The following is an 18,866-nucleotide window of genomic DNA, read 5'->3' on the forward strand; positions in this document are numbered from 1 at the left end:
GAAAGGAGTTTTTAAGATGTTAGAAACAAGAACGATTGCTATCCAAGATAGGTATGGAGAACGATTTCAGCATTGTTGGGGATGTGGTCCCAAGAATGATTTAGGCTTACATTTAAAAACCTATCCAAGTATAGATGGAAAGAGTTGTATTAGTCGGATAAAGCTTGAAAATGCTTATACTGGTGGAGTTCCATCAAATGTCTTTGGAGGAATGATAGCGACTATTTTTGATTGCCATGGCACGGCCTCAGCAGCTTGGTTTGCCCATCATCAAAAAGGGTTGGAACTGACGGAATCAACTGTGATAGGACGTTTTATTACAGCTCGCTTGGAGATTGATTACCTTAGTCCTAGTCCAATTGAAGATGAAATTGTGGTTACTTCTACTCTGGAGGAATTAGGGGAAAGAAAAGCAATTATTGCTATGGAGATGACAGTGGCTACTAAAGTCCGTGCCAAAGCCAGAATGGTAGCAGTTGCTGTGAAGGATCATATGTAAAACGGAGGATTAGAAGTTTAAGATTTTAAAACTACTTTCAAACGATGCGTTTGAGGGAGGAGAATTTAAAATCACTTTCTGTTTACCATTCTTTCTTGCATTGCTTTTCTAGATATGCTACAGTTATGATAACGATTACAAATTAAAAGGAGCATGCTATGAAAAACCCAGCTTTGCTAGAAGAAATCAAGACTTATAAAGGAAGGGATGAGGTCCCAGAAGATTTTGATGCTTTTTGGAATGAGGAAGTCAAAAAAGTTTCAGTCCTTCCTGCCTACCAGTGGGAGGAAAAGGATTTCCATATTCCTCAAGTAAGGTGCTATGAACTGACCTTTGAGGGAACTAATGAAGGCAAGGTCTATGCACGCGTCGTCCTTCCAAAGACTGAGGAGAAGGTTCCGCTAATCTTCCATTTCCATGGATACATGGGGCGTGGTTGGGACTGGGCTGACATGCTGGCCTATACGGTGGCTGGTTACGGTGTTGTTTCCATGGATGTGCGGGGCCAGTCGGGCTATTCGCAAGACGGCTTGCGCTCTCCACTAGGAAATACGGTGAAGGGGCATATCATCCGTGGTGCTGTGGAAGGTCGGGAACATCTCTTTTATAAGGATGTCTATCTGGATATTTACCAGTTGATCGAAATTGTTGCTAGTCTACCTCAGGTAGATGAGGAAAGACTTTCTAGCTATGGCGCCTCACAGGGAGGGGCTTTAGCCCTGGTTGCAGCGGCGCTCAATCCTAGGATTCAGAAAACAGTTGCCATCTATCCTTTCTTGTCTGACTTTAGACGAGTGATTGAGATTGGCAATACCAGTGAAGCCTATGATGAACTCTTCCGTTATTTCAAGTTCCACGATCCTTTCCATGAAACAGAGGAGGAAATCATGGCGACCCTTGCCTACATCGATGTGAAAAATCTTGCCCATCGCATTCAAGGTGAGGTCAAGATGATTACGGGCTTGGATGACGATGTTTGCTATCCTATTACCCAGTTTGCAATTTACAATCGTCTAATTTGCGAAAAGGCCTATCGCATCATGCCTGAGTATGCCCACGAAGCCATGAATGTTTTTGTCAATGACCAAGTTTATAACTGGCTCTGTGGTAGTGAGATTCCTTTTAAGTACGCAAGATAATGAATGAGAGAGCCCAGGAGCTCTCTTTTTTGTTTTTTAATAAAAATTATTTAAAATAGATGGCTCTCTGAAACTACTTTCAGGATAGTCTGTTCTATAAAATAGTTTTGAAACTGAAATCTATTCTATCACAACCTATTGAAAGCGCTTAACAAATAATATATAATAAGCCCATAAGAACAAGAAAGGGAGGAAAGAGGATGCCACAGATCAGCAAAGAAGCCTTGATTGAACAGATCAAAGATGGAATCATTGTCTCTTGCCAGGCACTTCCTCACGAACCGCTTTATACAGAAGCGGGAGGGGTTATCCCCTTGCTAGTCAAAGCGGCTGAGCAAGGTGGGGCAGTCGGTATCCGAGCAAACAGTGTTCGCGATATCAAGGAGATCAAGGAGGTTACGAAACTACCGATTATCGGGATTATCAAACGTGACTATCCGCCACAGGAGCCATTCATTACAGCGACTATGAAAGAAGTTGATGAGTTGGCTGAACTAGACATTGAGGTCATTGCTCTGGATTGTACCAAACGTGAACGTTACGATGGTTTGGAAATTCAGGACTTTATCCGACAAGTCAAAAAAAAGTATCCACATCAACTTTTAATGGCTGATACTAGCACTTTTGAAGAAGGAATAGCAGCGGTCGAAGCAGGGATTGATTTTGTTGGAACAACCCTATCAGGTTACACTTCATATAGTCCAAAAGTAGATGGTCCAGACTTTGAACTGATCAAAAAACTTTGTGAAGCAGGAGTGGATGTCATCGCTGAAGGGAAAATTCATACACCAGAACAAGCTAAGCAAATCCTTGAATATGGGGTGCGAGGTATCGTTGTTGGTGGAGCTATTACTAGACCAAAAGAGATTACGGAACGCTTTGTTGCCGGTCTTAAATAACACAATCTCAAAACAGAGGAGAGTGGTCGATGCGTCGAACAAAATGAAAACGTATACAAATATAAAGAACTCATTATCCAATATGGATACGCTTATAAATTAGGAGAATACAGATGAAATTTAGAAAACTAGCTTGTACAGTACTTGCGGGTGCTGCGATTCTTGGCCTTGCTGCTTGTGGTAACTCTGGTGGAAGTAAAGATGCTGCAAATTCTGGTAGCGATAGCGGAAAAACAGAAATCACTTGGTGGGCATTCCCAGTCTTCACACAAGAAAAAACTGGTGACGGTGTTGGAACTTATGAAAAATCAATCATCGAAGCTTTTGAAAAAGCAAATCCAGATGTAAAAGTGAAATTGGAAACCATCGACTTCAAGTCAGGTCCTGAAAAGATCACAACAGCCATCGAAGCAGGAACAGCGCCAGACGTACTCTTTGACGCACCAGGACGTATCATCCAATACGGTAAAAATGGTAAATTGGCTGAGTTGAATGACCTCTTCACAGACGAATTCGTCAAAGATGTGAACAACGAAAACATCGTACAAGCAAGTAAAGCTGGAGACAAAGCATACATGTATCCAATCAGTTCAGCTCCATTCTACATGGCCATGAACAAGAAGATGTTGGAAGATGCTGGAGTTGCAAACCTTGTTAAAGAAGGTTGGACAACTGATGACTTTGAAAAAGTTTTGAAAGCGCTTAAAGATAAAGGCTACACTCCAGGTTCATTGTTCAGTTCTGGTCAAGGGGGAGACCAAGGAACACGTGCCTTCATCGCAAACCTTTATGGCGGTTCTGTAACAGATAAAGATGTAACAAAATATACAACAGACGATCCTAAATTCGTCAAAGGTCTTGAAAAAGCTGCTAGCTGGATCAAGGACGGTCTATTGAACAATGGTTCACAATTTGACGGTGGAGCAGACATCCAAAACTTTGCGAACGGTCAAACTTCATACACAATCCTTTGGGCACCAGCTCAAAACGGTATCCAAGCGAAACTCTTGGAAGCAAGTAAGGTAGATGTGGTAGAAGTACCATTCCCATCAGACTCAGGTAAACCATCTCTTGAATACCTTGTAAACGGATTTGCAGTATTCAACAACAAAGACGACAAGAAAGTCGCAGCTGCTAAGAAATTCGTTCAATTCATCGCAGATGACAAAGAATGGGGTCCTAAAGACGTTGTTCGTACAGGTGCCTTCCCAGTTCGTACTTCATTTGGCAAACTTTATGATGACAAACGTATGGAAACAATCAGCAGCTGGACTAAATACTACTCACCATACTACAACACTATCGATGGATTTGCTGAAATGAGAACACTTTGGTTCCCAATGTTGCAATCTGTATCAAATGGTGACGAAAAACCAGCGGATGCTTTGAAAGCCTTCACTGAAAAAGCTAACGAAACCATCAAAAAAGCTACAAAACAATAAGCACTAAGTCAGATTGATTCCCCCCTTTTCCCTGTGCACTATGGTGTAAGAAAAGGGGGACTTTTGTTTGAAATGGTAGGAACTGTCACGAAATTAAAATGAAGTTCTTACATAAGCGAATCTTAAAAAATTTCATTTTGGTTTTAAAACAGTTCAAGAAAATCAAAAACTATTCTATTTGAAAGAGAGGTGCCGACTGTGAAAGTCAATAAAATTCGTATGCGGGAAACAGTGATTTCCTACGCTTTCCTAGCACCAGTGTTATTCTTCTTTGTCATCTTTGTCTTGGCTCCTATGATTATGGGATTCATTACAAGTTTCTTTAACTACTCCATGACTAAATTTGAGTTTGTGGGCTTGGATAACTACATTCGCATGTTTAAAGACCCTGTCTTTATGAAGTCTTTGATCAATACCGTTATCCTGGTTATCGGATCTGTTCCGATTGTGGTTCTCTTCTCTCTCTTTGTAGCATCTCAAACCTATCATCAAAATGCCATTGCCCGTTCTTTTTATCGTTTCGTCTTCTTCCTACCGGTTGTAACAGGTAGTGTTGCCGTAACGGTTGTATGGAAATGGATCTATGACCCACTATCAGGGATTCTAAACTTTGTCCTTAAGTCAAGCCACATCATCAGCCAGAACATTTCTTGGCTGGGTGACAAAAACTGGGCTTTGCTAGCGATTATGATCATCCTTTTGACAACATCTGTTGGTCAACCGATTATCCTTTATATCGCTGCCATGGGGAATATTGATAACTCACTTGTTGAAGCAGCGCGTGTTGACGGTGCGACTGAATTTCAAGTCTTCTGGAAGATCAAATGGCCTAGCCTTCTTCCAACAACTCTTTACATCGCAATCATCACAACCATCAACTCATTCCAATGTTTCGCCTTGATTCAGTTGTTGACATCTGGTGGTCCAAACTACTCAACAAGTACCTTGATGTACTACCTTTACGAAAAAGCCTTCCAATTGACAGAGTACGGCTATGCCAATACCATCGGTGTCTTCTTAGCAGTGATGATTGCCATTGTCAGCTTTGCTCAATTCAAGATCCTCGGAAACGACGTAGAATACTAAAGAAAGGAGACAGTTATGCAACCTACACAAAAGAAACCTTTAACAGCTTTCACTGTTATTTCAACGATTATCTTGCTCTTGTTGACCGTACTGTTCATCTTTCCATTCTACTGGATCTTGACAGGGGCCTTCAAATCACAGCCTGATACCATTATGATTCCGCCACAGTGGTTCCCTAAAATGCCAACCATGGAAAACTTCCAACAACTCATGGTGCAAAACCCTGCTATGCAGTGGATGTGGAACTCTGTATTTATCTCACTAGTAACTATGTTCCTAGTCTGTGCAACCTCTTCTCTAGCAGGTTATGTCTTGGCTAAAAAACGTTTCTATGGTCAACGCATTCTCTTTGCAGTCTTTATCGCTGCCATGGCACTTCCAAAACAAGTTGTCCTTGTACCATTGGTACGTATCGTCAACTTCATGGGAATTCACGATACTCTTTGGGCAGTTATCTTGCCTTTGATTGGATGGCCATTTGGGGTCTTCCTCATGAAACAGTTCAGCGAAAACATCCCTACAGAATTGCTTGAATCAGCTAAAATCGACGGTTGTGGTGAGATTCGTACCTTCTGGAGCGTAGCCTTCCCTATCGTGAAACCAGGATTTGCAGCTCTTGCAATCTTTACCTTCATCAATACTTGGAACGACTACTTTATGCAGTTGGTTATGTTGACTTCACGTCAAAATTTGACTATCTCACTCGGGGTTGCGACCATGCAGGCCGAAATGGCAACCAACTACGGTTTGATCATGGCGGGTGCAGCTCTTGCAGCAGTGCCAATCGTAACAGTCTTCCTTGTCTTCCAAAAATCCTTCACTCAGGGTATTACTATGGGAGCTGTTAAAGGATAATACTCTGCGAAAATCGAATTCAAACTACGTCAGCATCACCTTGCCATACTTAAGTATTGCCTGCGGTTAGCTTCCTAGTTTGTTCTTCGATTTTCATTGAGTATAGGAAAAACTGTCTATCAAAATTCAGAAGAATATGTTATAGACTAAGAGAAATATAGTTTCATAAGTGTCTACAAAATGGAGAGTATGCAGTTACTTCGTGAAGTTTTGTCAGACACTTATCAACTTAATTTATGATTTTAGTTAACTATCAGAAACGAAGGAAACAGAATGATTTTTGACGATTTGAAAAACATCGCCTTTTACAAGGGAATCCATCCCAATCTTGACAAGGTTATCGACTATCTCTATCAGCACCGTAAAGATTCTTTCGAACTCGGTAAGTATGAGATTGACGGGGACAAGGTCTTTCTAGTTGTTCAGGAAAATGTCCTCAATCAAGCTGAAAATGATCAATTTGAGCATCATAAGAACTATGCAGACTTGCATTTGCTGGTAGAAGGACATGAATATTCGAGCTACGGTTCACGTATCAAAGATGAAGCAGTAGCATTCGACGAAGCGAGTGACATTGGTTTTGTCCATTGTCATGAAAAATACCCACTCTTGTTGGGCTATCACAATTTTGCGATTTTCTTCCCAGGAGAACCTCACCAGCCAAATGGCTACGCAGGGATGGAAGAAAAGGTTCGCAAGTATCTTTTTAAAATTTTGATTGATTAAAAGAATCAGGAGGAGCAAACATGGCACAAAAAGGAGTAAGCCTAATCAAGGCAGCATTTGATACAGATAATTTTCTCATGCGTTTCAGTGAGAAGGTCTTGGATATCGTGACAGTCAACCTTCTTTTTGTCGTCTCTTGTTTGCCCATCGTGACGATTGGAGTAGCGAAAATCAGCCTTTACGAGACCATGTTTGAGATTAAGAGAAGCAGACGGGTACCAGTCTTTAGAACCTATCTGAGAGCTTTCAAGCAAAATCTGAAACTGGGTCTTCAGTTGGGTCTGTTAGAGTTGGGCATTGTTTTGTTGAGTCTTTTAGACCTCTATCTCTTCTGGGGACAGACTGCTTTGCCTTTCCAGATTGTGAAAGCTATATGTTTGGGGATTCTCATCTTCCTCACTCTGGTGATGCTGGCTAGTTATCCCATCGCTGCGCGCTATGATTTGTCTTGGAAAGAAGTGTTGCAAAAAGGGCTTATCTTGGCAAGTTTTAACTTTCCATGGTTCTTCCTCATGTTAGCCATTCTCTTTCTCATAGTGATGGTTCTTTATCTATCCGCCTTCACTCTCCTTTTGGGTGGGTCAGCCTTTATCCTCTTTGGTTTTGGTTTGCTAGTCTTTCTCCAAGCAGGTTTGATGGAGAAAATCTTCGCCAAATACCAGTAGGATGGCTTGTTTCTGAAACTACTTTCAATCGTTACAGTTTCTAAAATACAAGTAGAAACTAAAATCTAAGTGTATATAAGATATTGAAAGCGATTTTCACAAGGTGTATACTAAACTTGTAAAAAATAGAACTGCTCTCAGCAGAAAAAAGAAATCTTAGGAGAAAATCTATGTCAGATTTGAAAAAATACGAAGGCGTCATTCCAGCCTTCTACGCATGTTATGATGATCAAGGAGAAGTTAGTCCAGAGCGTACGCGCGCCTTGGTTCAATACTTCATTGATAAGGGAGTTCAAGGTCTCTATGTCAATGGTTCTTCTGGTGAATGTATCTACCAAAGTGTGGCAGACCGCAAGTTGATTTTGGAAGAAGTCATGACAGTTGCTAAAGGGAAATTGACCATCATCGCTCACGTAGCTTGCAATAATACAAAGGATAGTATGGAACTTGCTCGCCACGCAGAAAGCTTGGGTGTAGATGCCATTGCAACGATTCCACCGATTTACTTCCGCTTGCCAGAATACTCAGTTGCTAAATACTGGAACGATATCAGTTCTGCAGCTCCAAATACAGACTACGTGATTTATAACATTCCTCAATTGGCAGGAGTTGCTTTAACTCCAAGTCTCTACACTGAAATGTTGAAAAATCCTCGTGTTATCGGTGTGAAGAACTCTTCTATGCCAGTTCAAGATATCCAAACTTTTGTTAGCCTTGGTGGGGAAGACCATATCGTCTTTAATGGTCCAGATGAACAGTTCCTAGGTGGTTGCCTCATGGGTGCCAAAGCTGGTATCGGTGGTACTTATGGTGCGATGCCAGAACTCTTCTTGAAACTAAATCAGTTGATTGCTGAAAAAGACTTGGAAACAGCGCGTGAATTGCAGTATGCTATCAACGCAATCATTGGTAAATTGACTGCTGCACATGGAAATATGTACGGTGTGATCAAAGAAGTCTTGAAAATCAATGAGGGACTTAACATTGGATCAGTTCGTTCACCATTGACACCAGTGACTGAAGAAGATCGACCAGTTGTAGAAGCAGCAGCGCAATTGATTCGTGAAACCAAGGAGCGCTTCCTCTAATCCATAAGGAGGTATTTATGACACACTACGTTGCAATTGATATTGGCGGAACCAACATCAAATATGGTTTGATCGACCAAGAAGGCCAACTTGTTGAATCGCATGAAATGCCAACTGAGGCGCATAAGGGTGGACCCCATATCTTACAAAAGACAAAAGATATCGTAGCCAGCTATTTAGAAAAGGGCCCAGTAGCAGGTGTTGCCATTTCTTCTGCAGGGATGGTGGATCCTGATAAGGGTGAAATCTTCTATGCTGGTCCTCAGATTCCCAACTATGCAGGAACCCAGTTCAAGAAGGAAATCGAGACTAGCTTTGCGATTCCTTGCGAAATTGAAAATGATGTCAACTGTGCAGGTCTTGCTGAGGCAGTATCTGGTTCAGGCAAGGGAGCGAGTGTGACACTTTGTTTGACCATTGGAACAGGTATCGGTGGTTGCTTGATTATGGATGGGAAAGTTTTCCATGGATTTAGCAACTCAGCTTGCGAAGTTGGTTATATGCACATGCAGGATGGAGCTTTCCAAGACTTGGCTTCTACGACAGCCTTGGTAGAATATGTAGCAACAGGTCATGGCGATCCAGTTGATCAGTGGAATGGCCGACGCATTTTCAAGGAAGCTACTGAAGGAAACAAGATTTGTATGGCTGGTATTGACCGCATGGTAGACTACCTTGGGAAAGGTCTGGCAAATATTTGCTACGTTGCCAATCCAGAAGTGGTCATTCTCGGTGGCGGGATCATGGGGCAAGAGGCTATCCTCAAACCGAAGATCCGCACAGCCTTGAAGGCGGCCTTGGTGCCAAGCCTAGCTGAAAAAACACGATTAGAATTTGCCCATCACCAAAACACAGCAGGTATGTTGGGTGCCTATTATCATTTCAAAACAAAACAATCCTAGTTTGGTTCAACCAAACTAGGATTTTCTAACGCGTTTTTGTCTACGATAGCCATTGAGTTTTTTATTTTCCCAATAGCTATTAAAGATTTTCTCCTTGCTTTCACGATTGATTTCCAAAAAGTAGGCATAAACCAAATCTATAAGGAAGAGCATGGGGAGCTGAGCGGATATCCGTTGAATGTAGGAAGGCTGGCTGTGGCTAGCAACAAGAACGGTCTCTGTATAGGCCTGACTATTTTTGTTTGGAGCGCTGGTAAAGAGGATGGTCTTGGCCCCCATCTCTTTTGCGTCTAATAGACTGTCTAAAATAGAAGGAGTTGTACCAGAAAGTGAGAAACCGAGTACTAGACAATTTTCATCCATGATGCTGGTCGTCCATGCAAAGCCGTCCTGATCGGTTAAGGCTTCACAGACCACACCCAGACGCATGAAACGCAATTTCATTTCACGAGCGACAAGACCGGAACTGCCTGTTCCAAAGAAGTAGACACGCTCAGCATCTTCGATTAACTGGGCAACGCGTTCCAGTTGTTCTTCGTCAATCAAATCCTGCGTTTGTTCTCGCATGATACTGTAGCTTCGCAAAACACGTTTGGTCAAAGGACTATGTTTGTGGGAATGAGTGTCCGGTTTACTAGCCTGATGCTGGTATTGAAAGACGAATTCTCGGTAACCTGTAAAACCACACTTTTTGGCAAAGCGGGTCAATGCTGCTTGGGAGATATGTAATTTCTGGGTAACTTGCTGAGAAGAAAGATCATCTTGACTCGTTTCAGGTTGTAAAAAATAGCGAGCGAGTTCTTGCTCGAGCTCGGTTAATTCTTCAAAATGGAGGTCGATTATGGTTGCGATATCTGGCTTGTTCATGAGGCTCCTTTTTATGAGTCAAAGTCTTAAAGGTTAACGCTTTCCTAACTATTACTATCATTATATCATAGAAGTTAGGATAACCAAATAAAAAGGCATTTTCAGTTGAAAGTCAAAAAATGCTTCGACTTTTCCAAGAGTTTCTCCGTAAAATATGGTACAATGAAAAGTACTGAGCTTCACCTGTTTGCTCTATTATTTTATATGTAAATAAAGGTGAAAATCGGAATTTTTTCTAGAAAAGAGTCTTAGTTGTATGAGAAAATTCAATAGCCATTCGATTCCTATTCGGCTTAATTTACTGTTTGCCATTGTTATCCTCTTGTTTATGGCCATTATTGGTCGATTGTTATACATGCAGGTGCTCAATAAAGATTTCTATGAAACAAAATTGGCCTCAGCCAGCCAGACAAGGGTAACAACCAGTTCAGCTCGAGGACAGATCTATGATGCGGCAGGGAAACCCTTGGTAGAAAACACTGTCAAGCAAGTCGTTTCTTTCACCCGAAACAATAAAATGACAGCAGCTGAATTGAAGGAGACAGCCAAGAAACTTCTCACATATGTGAATGTGACCTCCCCTAATTTGACAGACCGTCAGATTGCAGACTACTACTTGGCGGACCAGGACGTTTACAAAAAAATAGTCGAATCCTTGCCAAGTGATAAACGCCTAGATTCAGATGGGAACCGCTTATCTGAAGCGACTCTCTACAATAATGCAGTTGAAAGTATTGACGTGAGTCAACTCAATTATACAGATGACCAGAAAAAGGAAATCTATCTCTTTAGTCAGCTCAATGCCGTTGAAAATTTTGCGACGGGCACCATTTCTACGGATGCCTTGAATGATACCCAAGTTGCTCTCGTTGCATCAGCATCCAAGGAATTACCAGGGATTAGTATTTCAACTTCATGGGATCGGAAAGTCCTAGACACTTCTTTGTCTTCAATTGTAGGTAGTGTATCGAGTGAAAAATCAGGTCTTCCAGCGGAGGAAGTGGACGCTTATTTGAAAAAAGGGTATTCTCTCAATGACCGAGTAGGAACTTCCTATCTTGAAAAGCAATATGAAGATGTTCTTCAAGGCAAACGCTCCGTCAAGGAAATCCACCTCGACAAACACGGGAATATGGAAAGTATAGAAAATGTCGAAGAAGGAAGCAAAGGAAACAACATCAAACTAACGATTGACCTAACTTTCCAGAATGGTGTGGATGATCTACTCAAGAGCTACTTCAACTCGGAGTTGGGTAACGGTGGAGCCAAATACTCTGAAGGAGTCTACGCCGTAGCCCTCAATCCTAAAACCGGTGCAGTTCTAGCTATGTCGGGTGTCAAGCATAATGTCGAATCCGGTGAATTAAGTTCAGATTCGCTTGGAACGATAACCAATGTCTTTGTACCAGGATCTGTCGTTAAGGCGGCGACTCTTAGCTCTGGTTGGGAAAATGGGGTCTTGTCAGGAAATCAAACTTTGACAGATCAGCCGATTGTTTTCCAAGGTTCGGCTCCGATCAATTCATGGTATACCTTGTCCTATGGCTCCTTCCCTATCACAGCAGTTGAGGCTCTAGAGTACTCTTCTAATACCTACATGGTTCAGACTGCGCTAGGGATCATGGGGCAGTCCTACCAGCCAAATATGATAGTCGCAACTGATCAGTTAGAAACTGCAATGGGCAAGTTGCGATCAACCTTTGGGGAATATGGACTTGGAGCTTCAACAGAGATTGACCTCCCAGATGAATCTACAGGATTTACACCAAAAGAATTTGATTTGGCCAACTATATTAATAACGCCTTTGGCCAGTTTGATAACTACACACCTATGCAGTTAGCCCAGTATGTCGCAACCATTGCAAACAATGGCGTACGATTGGCTCCTCACATCGTTGAGGGAGTTTATGGAAACAATGAACAAGGTGGCTTAGGTAATCTAGTTCAAGAAACAGCCACCAAGGAACTGAACAAGATCAATATCTCAGAAGCGGATATGGCCCTCTTGCACCAAGGTTTCTATCAAGTTTCGCATGGAACGAGCGCTCTGACAACTGGTCGTGCCTTTTCAAATGGCGCAGCCGTTTCCATCAGCGGGAAAACGGGGACGGCCGAAAGTTATGTTAATGGCGGTCAAAAGGCCAATAATACCAACGCAGTTGCTTATGCTCCGTCCGATAATCCTCAAATCGCGGTCGCAGTCGTCTTTCCTCATAACACCAACCTAACAAATGGTGTCGGACCTTCAATTGCGCGTGATATCATCAATCTTTATAACCAACAACATCCAATGAATTAGAAAGGAACTTATGCTGTATCCAACACCTATTGCCAAGTTAATTGATAGCTATTCGAAGCTTCCAGGTATCGGGATCAAAACGGCTACTCGTCTCGCCTTCTATACCATTGGAATGTCTGATGACGATGTCAATGAATTTGCAAAAAATCTCCTATCTGCCAAGCGGGAATTGACCTATTGTTCCATCTGTGGTCGCTTGACCGATGATGATCCCTGCTCTATCTGCACAGATCCGACTCGAGACCAGACAACGATCTTGGTGCTAGAGGATAGTCGCGATGTGGCTGCTATGGAAAACATCCAAGAATACCACGGACTCTATCATGTCTTGCACGGTCTCATTTCTCCTATGAATGGCATCAGCCCAGACGATATCAATCTCAAGAGCCTCATGACCCGTCTCATGGATAGTGAGGTTTCAGAGGTGATCGTGGCAACCAATGCGACAGCAGATGGAGAAGCGACATCTATGTATCTCTCTCGTTTGCTCAAACCAGCTGGTATCAAAGTCACTCGTCTAGCACGAGGACTAGCCGTGGGAGCAGATATCGAGTATGCGGATGAGGTCACACTCTTACGAGCCATTGAAAATCGGACAGAGTTGTAAGTGTAGACCAATTTACTAACTCCATTCATCTATACAAAAAATCAAGGAGGCCGACTTTGTTTTTATCGGTCTCTTTTTATGTTTTTTGAATATCAGTATTAGCTTCAAGTTTTAAAAAAAAAGTAAATATGATATACTAAAGAACAAGTATTCTATTAGAATTAGGACAAGCAATATGAAACAAACGATTATTCTTTTATACGGCGGACGCAGTGCAGAACGTGAAGTGTCTGTATTGTCAGCTGAAAGTGTCATGCGTGCGGTCAACTACGACCGTTTCACAGTCAAGACTTTCTTTATCAGCCAGTCAGGTGACTTTATCAAAACACAGGAATTTAGCCGGACTCCAGGTCAAGAGGATCGTCTCATGACCAATGAAACGATTGATTGGAATAAGAAAGTTGCACCAAGTGCCATCTACGAAGAAGGTGCAGTGGTCTTTCCAGTTCTTCATGGCCCAATGGGAGAGGATGGCTCTGTTCAAGGATTCTTGGAAGTTTTAAAAATGCCTTATGTAGGTTGCAATATCTTGTCATCTAGTCTTGCCATGGATAAAATTACGACCAAGCGAGTTCTAGAATCTGTCGGAATTGCCCAAGTTCCTTATGTGGCCGTCGTCGAAGGTGATGATGTGACTGCTAAAATCGCTGAAGTTGAAGAAAAATTGACTTATCCAGTCTTCACAAAACCATCAAACATGGGGTCAAGTGTCGGTATTTCTAAGTCTGAAAACCAAGAAGAACTCCGCCAAGCTTTGGAACTTGCCTTCCAATATGACAGCCGTGTCTTGGTAGAGCAAGGTGTGAATGCGCGTGAAATCGAGGTTGGTCTCTTGGGGAACTACGATGTCAAGAGCACTTTGCCAGGTGAAGTGGTCAAGGATGTTGCCTTCTATGATTATGATGCCAAATATATCGATAACAAGATTACCATGGATATCCCGGCTAGGATCAGTGATGATGTGGTAGCTGTCATGCGTCGAAATGCTGAAACTGCCTTCCGTGCAATCGGTGGTCTTGGTCTCTCTCGTTGCGATTTCTTCTATACAGATAAGGGCGAGATCTTCCTAAATGAGCTTAATACCATGCCAGGTTTTACCCAGTGGTCTATGTACCCACTACTTTGGGACAATATGGGAATCAGCTACCCAGAACTAATTGAGCGTTTGGTTGACCTTGCTAAGGAGAGCTTTAACAAGCACGAAGCGCATTTGCTATAAAATGAAAGAAGGGGTAGAAGCCCGAACCTTCACTGTAGGTGATTAGAGTTCTCGGACTTCAACCCTTTTTAAAGGAGTAGAAATGAAATTAACGATCCATGAAGTTGCCCAAGCTGTTGGAGCTAAAAATGATGTTAGTCTTTTTGCGGATGCTCAGTTAGAAAAAGCTGAGTTTGACAGTCGTTTGATTGCTGCAGGGGACTTATTTGTGCCCCTCAAAGGTGCGCGTGATGGTCATGACTTTATCGAAACAGCTTTTGAAAATGGTGCAGCAGTAACCCTGTCTGAGAAGGGAGTAGAAGGTCATCCCTACATTCTAGTAGACGATGTGTTGTCTGCCTTTCAAACCCTCGCAGCCTACTATCTTGAAAAAACGGCAGTTGATGTCTTTGCTGTTACGGGTTCAAATGGCAAGACAACGACCAAAGATATGTTGGCACATTTACTGTCAACAACCTACAAAACCTACAAAACCCAAGGAAACTACAATAACGAAATTGGTCTTCCCTATACGGTTCTCCATATGCCTGAGGGAACAGAAAAGTTGGTCTTGGAGATGGGACAGGATCACTTGGGAGATATCCATCTCTTGTCTGAATTGGCACACCCAAAGACAGCCATCGTGACCTTGGTTGGAGAAGCCCATTTGGCCTTTTTCAAAGACCGTTCAGAGATTGCTAAAGGGAAGATGCAAATTGCAGACGGTATGGCTCCGAGTTCTTTGCTCTTGGCACCAGCCGACTCCATTGTAGAGGACTATTTGCCCACTGATAAAAAGGTGGTCCGTTTTGGGCAAGGAGCAGAGCTGGAAATTACAGACTTGCTTGAACGCAAGGATAGTCTGACCTTTAAGGCCAATTTCTTGGAGCAAGCCCTTGATTTGCCAGTGACAGGTAAGTACAATGCCACCAATGCTATGATTGCTGCTTATGTAGCTCTACAAGAAGGAGTTTCAGAGGAGCAAATTCGTCAGGCCTTCCAGAACCTAGAATTGACGCGTAACCGCACCGAGTGGAAGAAAGCAGCCAATGGAGCAGATATTCTTTCTGACGTATACAATGCCAATCCCACTGCTATGAAGTTGATTTTGGAGACATTCTCTGCCATCCCAGCCAACGAAGGAGGAAAGAAAATTGCTGTTCTAGCAGACATGAAGGAACTCGGCGACCAGTCTGTCCAACTCCATAATCAGATGATTCTGAGCCTCTCGCCAGATGTGCTGGATACCGTTATTTTCTATGGAGAAGATATTGCGGAATTGGCTCAACTTGCCAGTCAAATGTTCCCAATCGGTCACGTTTTCTACTTCAAAAAAACAGCTGACGAAGATCAATTTGAAGACCTTGTCAAGCAAGTTAAGGAAAGACTCGGTGCCAATGACCAAATTCTGCTCAAAGGCTCAAACTCTATGAATCTAGCCAAGTTGGTAGAAAGTTTAGAAAATGAATGCAAGTGATTTTGCCAAGTATCTGCAAAGAATGATTGCCATTACAGATACTGGATTAACCTTTACAAAAGATCCTTTTGACCGCGAGCGTTACGAGGACTTGCGAAGCCTGTTATCTGAAATGTTGAATCAGGTATCAGACCTCGATGCAGAAGAAGTGGCAGAAGTCTTGAAACCAACGTCCGCTTATGCAACTCCTCTGATGGACGTCCGTGCTTGGATTGTTGAGGATGAAAAAGTCTGTTTAGTTAGAGGAAAAGGGGAGGATAGTTGGGCTTTGCCAGGTGGTTTTGGTGAAGTTGGCTATTCTCCAACCGAAAATATTCTTAAAGAAATTGAAGAAGAAACCGGCTTTACAGCAAAAGCTGAAAGGTTACTTGCAGTTTTTGACACCAATCGTTTCCAACTACAGAGCAAACAATATGCAAAGTTTGTCTTTGAATGCCAACTTCTTGATGGACAATTTCAAGTGAATCAAGAAATTGCTGAGCTTCAATTTTTTGCCATTGACCAATTGCCATTCTTATCTGAAAAACGCATCACCAAGGAGCAAATGAAGATTCTTTGGCAAGTTTATAGAGGACAAAGAGACCAATATGTTGATTAGTTTATGCTAGAGAAGTTGACAAATCAAAAAAGGGTATCTGTAAGGTGCATTTCTGCAATACAAATGATATAATAGGTTGCGAATTTAAGACGCAAGTGTTCTATGAATAGTATAGAATCAAGTTTTTTCAAAAAATTTAAAAGCTGGAGAAAGTGAATTTTTTACCGCCTCTGGCTAGATGAATGAGGAATAGAATATGAATTTGTGGGATCAATTATTTACCACACAGATATCAGAACCGCCCCAGTTTGAACTCCACTGGTATATTGGTTTGTTATGTATACTGGCCTTTACTTTCTACGCTTCTTATCGTTTTCGTGACAAAGTGGCTTACCAACGATTTATTCAGATTCTTCAATCTGTTCAACTGATTGTTCTGTATAGCTGGTATTGGGGGAATCAAATGCCCTTATCAGAAAGTTTGCCCTTCTATCATTGCCGTATCGCCATGTTTGTGATGCTCTTGATACCAGGGACTTCCAAGTACAAGCAATACTTTGCCCTTCTAGGAACTTTTGGAGCAACCGTTGCTCTGGCATACCCACTCTTTGACCCTTATCCGTTTCCGCATGTGACCATCCTGTCCTTTATCATCGGGCACGTGGCACTTTTGGGAAATGCACTCTTATACTTGTTTAAAAACTATGAAGCTTCCCTGCTCAACTTCAAAAATGTAGCGGTGATTACCTTCACCTTGAACGCTTTGATATGGGTTGTTAATTTAGTTGTCAGTGGGGATTATGGTTTCTTAACGAGACCGCCACTTGTTGGAAATCACGGACAACTTTTGAATTACCTTATTGTTTCGAGCGTTATCGTGATAGCAATTTGCGTAACAGCAAAATTGCTAGAGATTTTTTTACAGCAAAAATCGGAAGAATTTATTCAAGAGAAGGTCTAAAAAGACCTTCTTTTTTTGATGGGTTATAAATATTATCGAATTGTTGACAAGAACATCAAAAACTTTTTCCAGAAGAAAAATTTTCTAATATGTTCTCAAAAAACATGCAGGAAATTTACGAAAAACTAAGCATGATTAGTTTTTTTGTGTTATAATATTCTTTGAATAGCTATGCCCAAACATAGTTATTAAATAGAAGTGAGAAACTTGGAAGATAGAGAGGATGCGATGTAATGACTAGAGATGGTTTTTTTACAGGCTTAGATATCGGAACTAGCTCCATTAAGGTGTTAGTTGCTGAGCATAGAGATGGCGAAGTAAATGTAATTGGTGTTAGTAATGCCAAAAGTAAAGGTGTAAAAGACGGAATTATTGTTGATATTGAAGCGGCTGCTTCGGCAATCAAATCCGCAATCACACAGGCAGAAGAGAAAGCAGGCATTTCTATCAAGTCTGTCAACGTTGGTCTTCCAGCAAATCTTCTGCAGGTCGAACCAACACAAGGAATGATCCCTGTAACATCAGATACAAAAGAAATCACAGATCAGGATGTTGAAGATGTTGTTAAATCAGCTTTGACAAAGAGCATGACTCCTGATCGTGAAGTGATTACCTTTATTCCAGAAGAATTCATCGTGGATGGTTTCCAAGGAATCCGTGATCCTCGTGGTATGATGGGTGTCCGTTTGGAAATGCGTGGTCTACTTTACACAGGTCCTCGTACGATTCTACACAATCTTCGCAAGACGGTCGAACGTGTAGGTATCCAGGTTGATAATGTGATTATTTCACCTTTGGCGATTGTGAACTCAGTTCTCAATGAAGGCGAACGTGAATTTGGTGCAACTGTCATTGACATGGGTGGAGGTCAGACTACTGTAGCGACTATCCGCAACCAAGAATTGCAATTCACCAACATCTACCAAGAAGGTGGAGATTATGTTACAAAAGATATTTCTAAAGTCTTGAAAACATCTCAAAAGATTGCAGAAAGTTTGAAACTGAACTATGGTGAAGCTTACGTTCCACTTGCAAGTAATGAAACTTTCCAAGTTGAAGTAATTGGCGAAGTAGAACCTGTTGAAGTGACAGAAAGCTACTTGGCAGAAATTATTTCAGCACGTATCAAACATATCTTTGACCAAATCAAACAAGAGTTGGAAAGAAGACACTTGTTGGATTTGCCAGGAGGTATCGTCCTTATCGGTGGAAATGCAATTTTGCCGGGCGTTGTTGAATTAGCCCAAGAAGTATTTGGTGTTCGAGTAAAACTCTATGTTCCAAATCAGGTTGGAATTCGCAACCCTGCATTTGCTCACGTGATTAGTTTATCTGAGTTTGCTGGTAAATTGACTGAAGTCAATCTTCTTGCTCAAAAAGCAGTTAAAGGAGATGAATTCCTTCGTCAAAAACCAATCAACTTTGGCATTCCAAATCAACGTTTGAATCCTGTGGCGCAACCAAGCCCAACACAGACAACTCCAGTTGAAACTGTACAGGAAACTCCAGTTGCTCCCAAGGAAGAATTCCAAGCAAGTTCTCAAAGTAAACCGAAGCTAACAGAACGTTTCCGTGGTTTAATCGGAAGCATGTTTGATGAATAAAAGAGGATAAGAAA

18 protein-coding genes are annotated in these 18,866 nt (G+C 41.9%); 17 read left to right on the forward strand and 1 reads right to left on the reverse strand.

The features are described 5' to 3' along the window. Positions 1-16: 16 nt before the first annotated feature. From ACXYSL_RS04400 to ACXYSL_RS04445, 10 genes are all read left to right on the forward strand, one after another. A complete protein-coding gene (locus ACXYSL_RS04400; protein ID WP_195216848.1) occupies positions 17-499 on the forward strand; it encodes an acyl-CoA thioesterase in 483 nt (160 codons plus the stop codon). A gap of 158 nt (positions 500-657) precedes the next feature. Continuing rightward, positions 658-1,638, forward strand: coding sequence for an acetylxylan esterase (locus tag ACXYSL_RS04405; protein ID WP_007521182.1), 981 nt, complete (start codon positions 658-660; stop codon positions 1,636-1,638). 200 nt (positions 1,639-1,838) lie between these two features. Next, the gene (locus ACXYSL_RS04410) at positions 1,839-2,537 is read left to right on the forward strand and encodes an N-acetylmannosamine-6-phosphate 2-epimerase (RefSeq protein ID WP_458624065.1); all 699 of its coding nucleotides are present in this window, start codon (positions 1,839-1,841) and stop codon (positions 2,535-2,537) included. 113 nt (positions 2,538-2,650) lie between these two features. Then, positions 2,651-3,979, forward strand: coding sequence for an ABC transporter substrate-binding protein (locus ACXYSL_RS04415; RefSeq protein ID WP_458624066.1), 1,329 nt, complete (start codon positions 2,651-2,653; stop codon positions 3,977-3,979). Between the two features lie 219 nt (positions 3,980-4,198). Next, positions 4,199-5,065 (forward strand): carbohydrate ABC transporter permease, encoded by an 867-nt coding sequence (locus ACXYSL_RS04420; protein ID WP_161800156.1) that lies wholly within the window; start codon positions 4,199-4,201, stop codon positions 5,063-5,065. Positions 5,066-5,080: 15 nt separating this feature from the next. Continuing rightward, a complete protein-coding gene (locus tag ACXYSL_RS04425; RefSeq protein ID WP_001183243.1) occupies positions 5,081-5,920 on the forward strand; it encodes a carbohydrate ABC transporter permease in 840 nt (279 codons plus the stop codon). 273 nt (positions 5,921-6,193) lie between these two features. Next, entirely contained in the window at positions 6,194-6,646 is a 453-nt protein-coding gene (locus ACXYSL_RS04430; RefSeq protein ID WP_007521188.1) for a YhcH/YjgK/YiaL family protein, read from the forward strand. Positions 6,647-6,666: 20 nt separating this feature from the next. Then, positions 6,667-7,311, forward strand: coding sequence for a DUF624 domain-containing protein (locus tag ACXYSL_RS04435; RefSeq protein WP_084926105.1), 645 nt, complete (start codon positions 6,667-6,669; stop codon positions 7,309-7,311). 170 nt (positions 7,312-7,481) lie between these two features. Continuing rightward, positions 7,482-8,399 carry a dihydrodipicolinate synthase family protein gene (locus tag ACXYSL_RS04440; protein WP_458624067.1) on the forward strand — a complete coding sequence of 306 codons (918 nt, stop codon included), beginning with the start codon at positions 7,482-7,484 and terminating at the stop codon, positions 8,397-8,399. 17 nt (positions 8,400-8,416) lie between these two features. After that, the gene (locus tag ACXYSL_RS04445; RefSeq protein WP_061588650.1) at positions 8,417-9,301 is read left to right on the forward strand and encodes an ROK family protein; all 885 of its coding nucleotides are present in this window, start codon (positions 8,417-8,419) and stop codon (positions 9,299-9,301) included. 15 nt (positions 9,302-9,316) lie between these two features. Here the strand turns inward: ACXYSL_RS04445 and ACXYSL_RS04450 are convergent, their stop codons facing one another. Continuing rightward, on the reverse strand, positions 9,317-10,168 hold the full coding sequence (locus ACXYSL_RS04450) for a MurR/RpiR family transcriptional regulator (RefSeq protein WP_458624068.1): 852 nt from the start codon (positions 10,166-10,168) through the stop codon (positions 9,317-9,319). Between the two features lie 256 nt (positions 10,169-10,424). Between ACXYSL_RS04450 and pbp2b the strand changes: the two genes are divergently transcribed. The 7 genes from pbp2b to ftsA all read left to right on the forward strand — a co-directional run bounded on the left by pbp2b (position 10,425) and on the right by ftsA (position 18,852). Next, on the forward strand, positions 10,425-12,467 hold the full coding sequence (gene pbp2b, locus ACXYSL_RS04455) for a penicillin-binding protein PBP2B (RefSeq protein WP_458624069.1): 2,043 nt from the start codon (positions 10,425-10,427) through the stop codon (positions 12,465-12,467). 10 nt (positions 12,468-12,477) lie between these two features. After that, positions 12,478-13,074, forward strand: a complete 597-nt coding sequence (gene recR, locus ACXYSL_RS04460; RefSeq protein WP_000966754.1) for a recombination mediator RecR — start codon at positions 12,478-12,480, stop codon at positions 13,072-13,074. Between the two features lie 175 nt (positions 13,075-13,249). After that, positions 13,250-14,293 carry a D-alanine--D-alanine ligase gene (locus ACXYSL_RS04465; protein WP_458624070.1) on the forward strand — a complete coding sequence of 348 codons (1,044 nt, stop codon included), beginning with the start codon at positions 13,250-13,252 and terminating at the stop codon, positions 14,291-14,293. 82 nt (positions 14,294-14,375) lie between these two features. Further along, the gene (locus ACXYSL_RS04470; protein WP_458624071.1) at positions 14,376-15,749 is read left to right on the forward strand and encodes a UDP-N-acetylmuramoyl-tripeptide--D-alanyl-D-alanine ligase; all 1,374 of its coding nucleotides are present in this window, start codon (positions 14,376-14,378) and stop codon (positions 15,747-15,749) included. Further along, on the forward strand, positions 15,736-16,347 hold the full coding sequence (locus ACXYSL_RS04475; protein WP_458624072.1) for an NUDIX hydrolase: 612 nt from the start codon (positions 15,736-15,738) through the stop codon (positions 16,345-16,347). Before ACXYSL_RS04470 ends, ACXYSL_RS04475 begins: the two co-directional genes overlap by 14 nt. A 196-nt stretch (positions 16,348-16,543) precedes the next feature. Beyond that, positions 16,544-17,248: a YwaF family protein gene (locus ACXYSL_RS04480; RefSeq protein WP_458624073.1), complete on the forward strand. Its 705-nt coding sequence runs from the start codon at positions 16,544-16,546 to the stop codon at positions 17,246-17,248. Positions 17,249-17,481: 233 nt separating this feature from the next. Then, positions 17,482-18,852: a cell division protein FtsA gene (gene ftsA, locus ACXYSL_RS04485; RefSeq protein WP_000196341.1), complete on the forward strand. Its 1,371-nt coding sequence runs from the start codon at positions 17,482-17,484 to the stop codon at positions 18,850-18,852. Positions 18,853-18,866: the final 14 nt, after the last annotated feature.

Source organism: Streptococcus sp. V913, assembly GCF_054353455.1.

Coding starts and splice junctions, on each gene's coding strand:
- ACXYSL_RS04480 (WP_458624073.1), top strand. CDS start 16,544: ATGAATTTGTGGGATCAATTATTTACCACACAGATATCAGAACCGCCC.
- ACXYSL_RS04420 (WP_161800156.1), top strand. CDS start 4,199: ATGCGGGAAACAGTGATTTCCTACGCTTTCCTAGCACCAGTGTTATTC.
- ACXYSL_RS04435 (WP_084926105.1), top strand. CDS start 6,667: ATGGCACAAAAAGGAGTAAGCCTAATCAAGGCAGCATTTGATACAGAT.
- ACXYSL_RS04440 (WP_458624067.1), top strand. CDS start 7,482: ATGTCAGATTTGAAAAAATACGAAGGCGTCATTCCAGCCTTCTACGCA.
- ACXYSL_RS04405 (WP_007521182.1), top strand. CDS start 658: ATGAAAAACCCAGCTTTGCTAGAAGAAATCAAGACTTATAAAGGAAGG.
- ACXYSL_RS04430 (WP_007521188.1), top strand. CDS start 6,194: ATGATTTTTGACGATTTGAAAAACATCGCCTTTTACAAGGGAATCCAT.
- ACXYSL_RS04465 (WP_458624070.1), top strand. CDS start 13,250: ATGAAACAAACGATTATTCTTTTATACGGCGGACGCAGTGCAGAACGT.
- pbp2b (WP_458624069.1), top strand. CDS start 10,425: ATGAGAAAATTCAATAGCCATTCGATTCCTATTCGGCTTAATTTACTG.
- recR (WP_000966754.1), top strand. CDS start 12,478: ATGCTGTATCCAACACCTATTGCCAAGTTAATTGATAGCTATTCGAAG.
- ACXYSL_RS04475 (WP_458624072.1), top strand. CDS start 15,736: ATGAATGCAAGTGATTTTGCCAAGTATCTGCAAAGAATGATTGCCATT.
- ACXYSL_RS04415 (WP_458624066.1), top strand. CDS start 2,651: ATGAAATTTAGAAAACTAGCTTGTACAGTACTTGCGGGTGCTGCGATT.
- ACXYSL_RS04425 (WP_001183243.1), top strand. CDS start 5,081: ATGCAACCTACACAAAAGAAACCTTTAACAGCTTTCACTGTTATTTCA.
- ACXYSL_RS04470 (WP_458624071.1), top strand. CDS start 14,376: ATGAAATTAACGATCCATGAAGTTGCCCAAGCTGTTGGAGCTAAAAAT.
- ftsA (WP_000196341.1), top strand. CDS start 17,482: ATGACTAGAGATGGTTTTTTTACAGGCTTAGATATCGGAACTAGCTCC.
- ACXYSL_RS04400 (WP_195216848.1), top strand. CDS start 17: ATGTTAGAAACAAGAACGATTGCTATCCAAGATAGGTATGGAGAACGA.
- ACXYSL_RS04410 (WP_458624065.1), top strand. CDS start 1,839: ATGCCACAGATCAGCAAAGAAGCCTTGATTGAACAGATCAAAGATGGA.
- ACXYSL_RS04450 (WP_458624068.1), bottom strand. CDS start 10,168: ATGAACAAGCCAGATATCGCAACCATAATCGACCTCCATTTTGAAGAA.
- ACXYSL_RS04445 (WP_061588650.1), top strand. CDS start 8,417: ATGACACACTACGTTGCAATTGATATTGGCGGAACCAACATCAAATAT.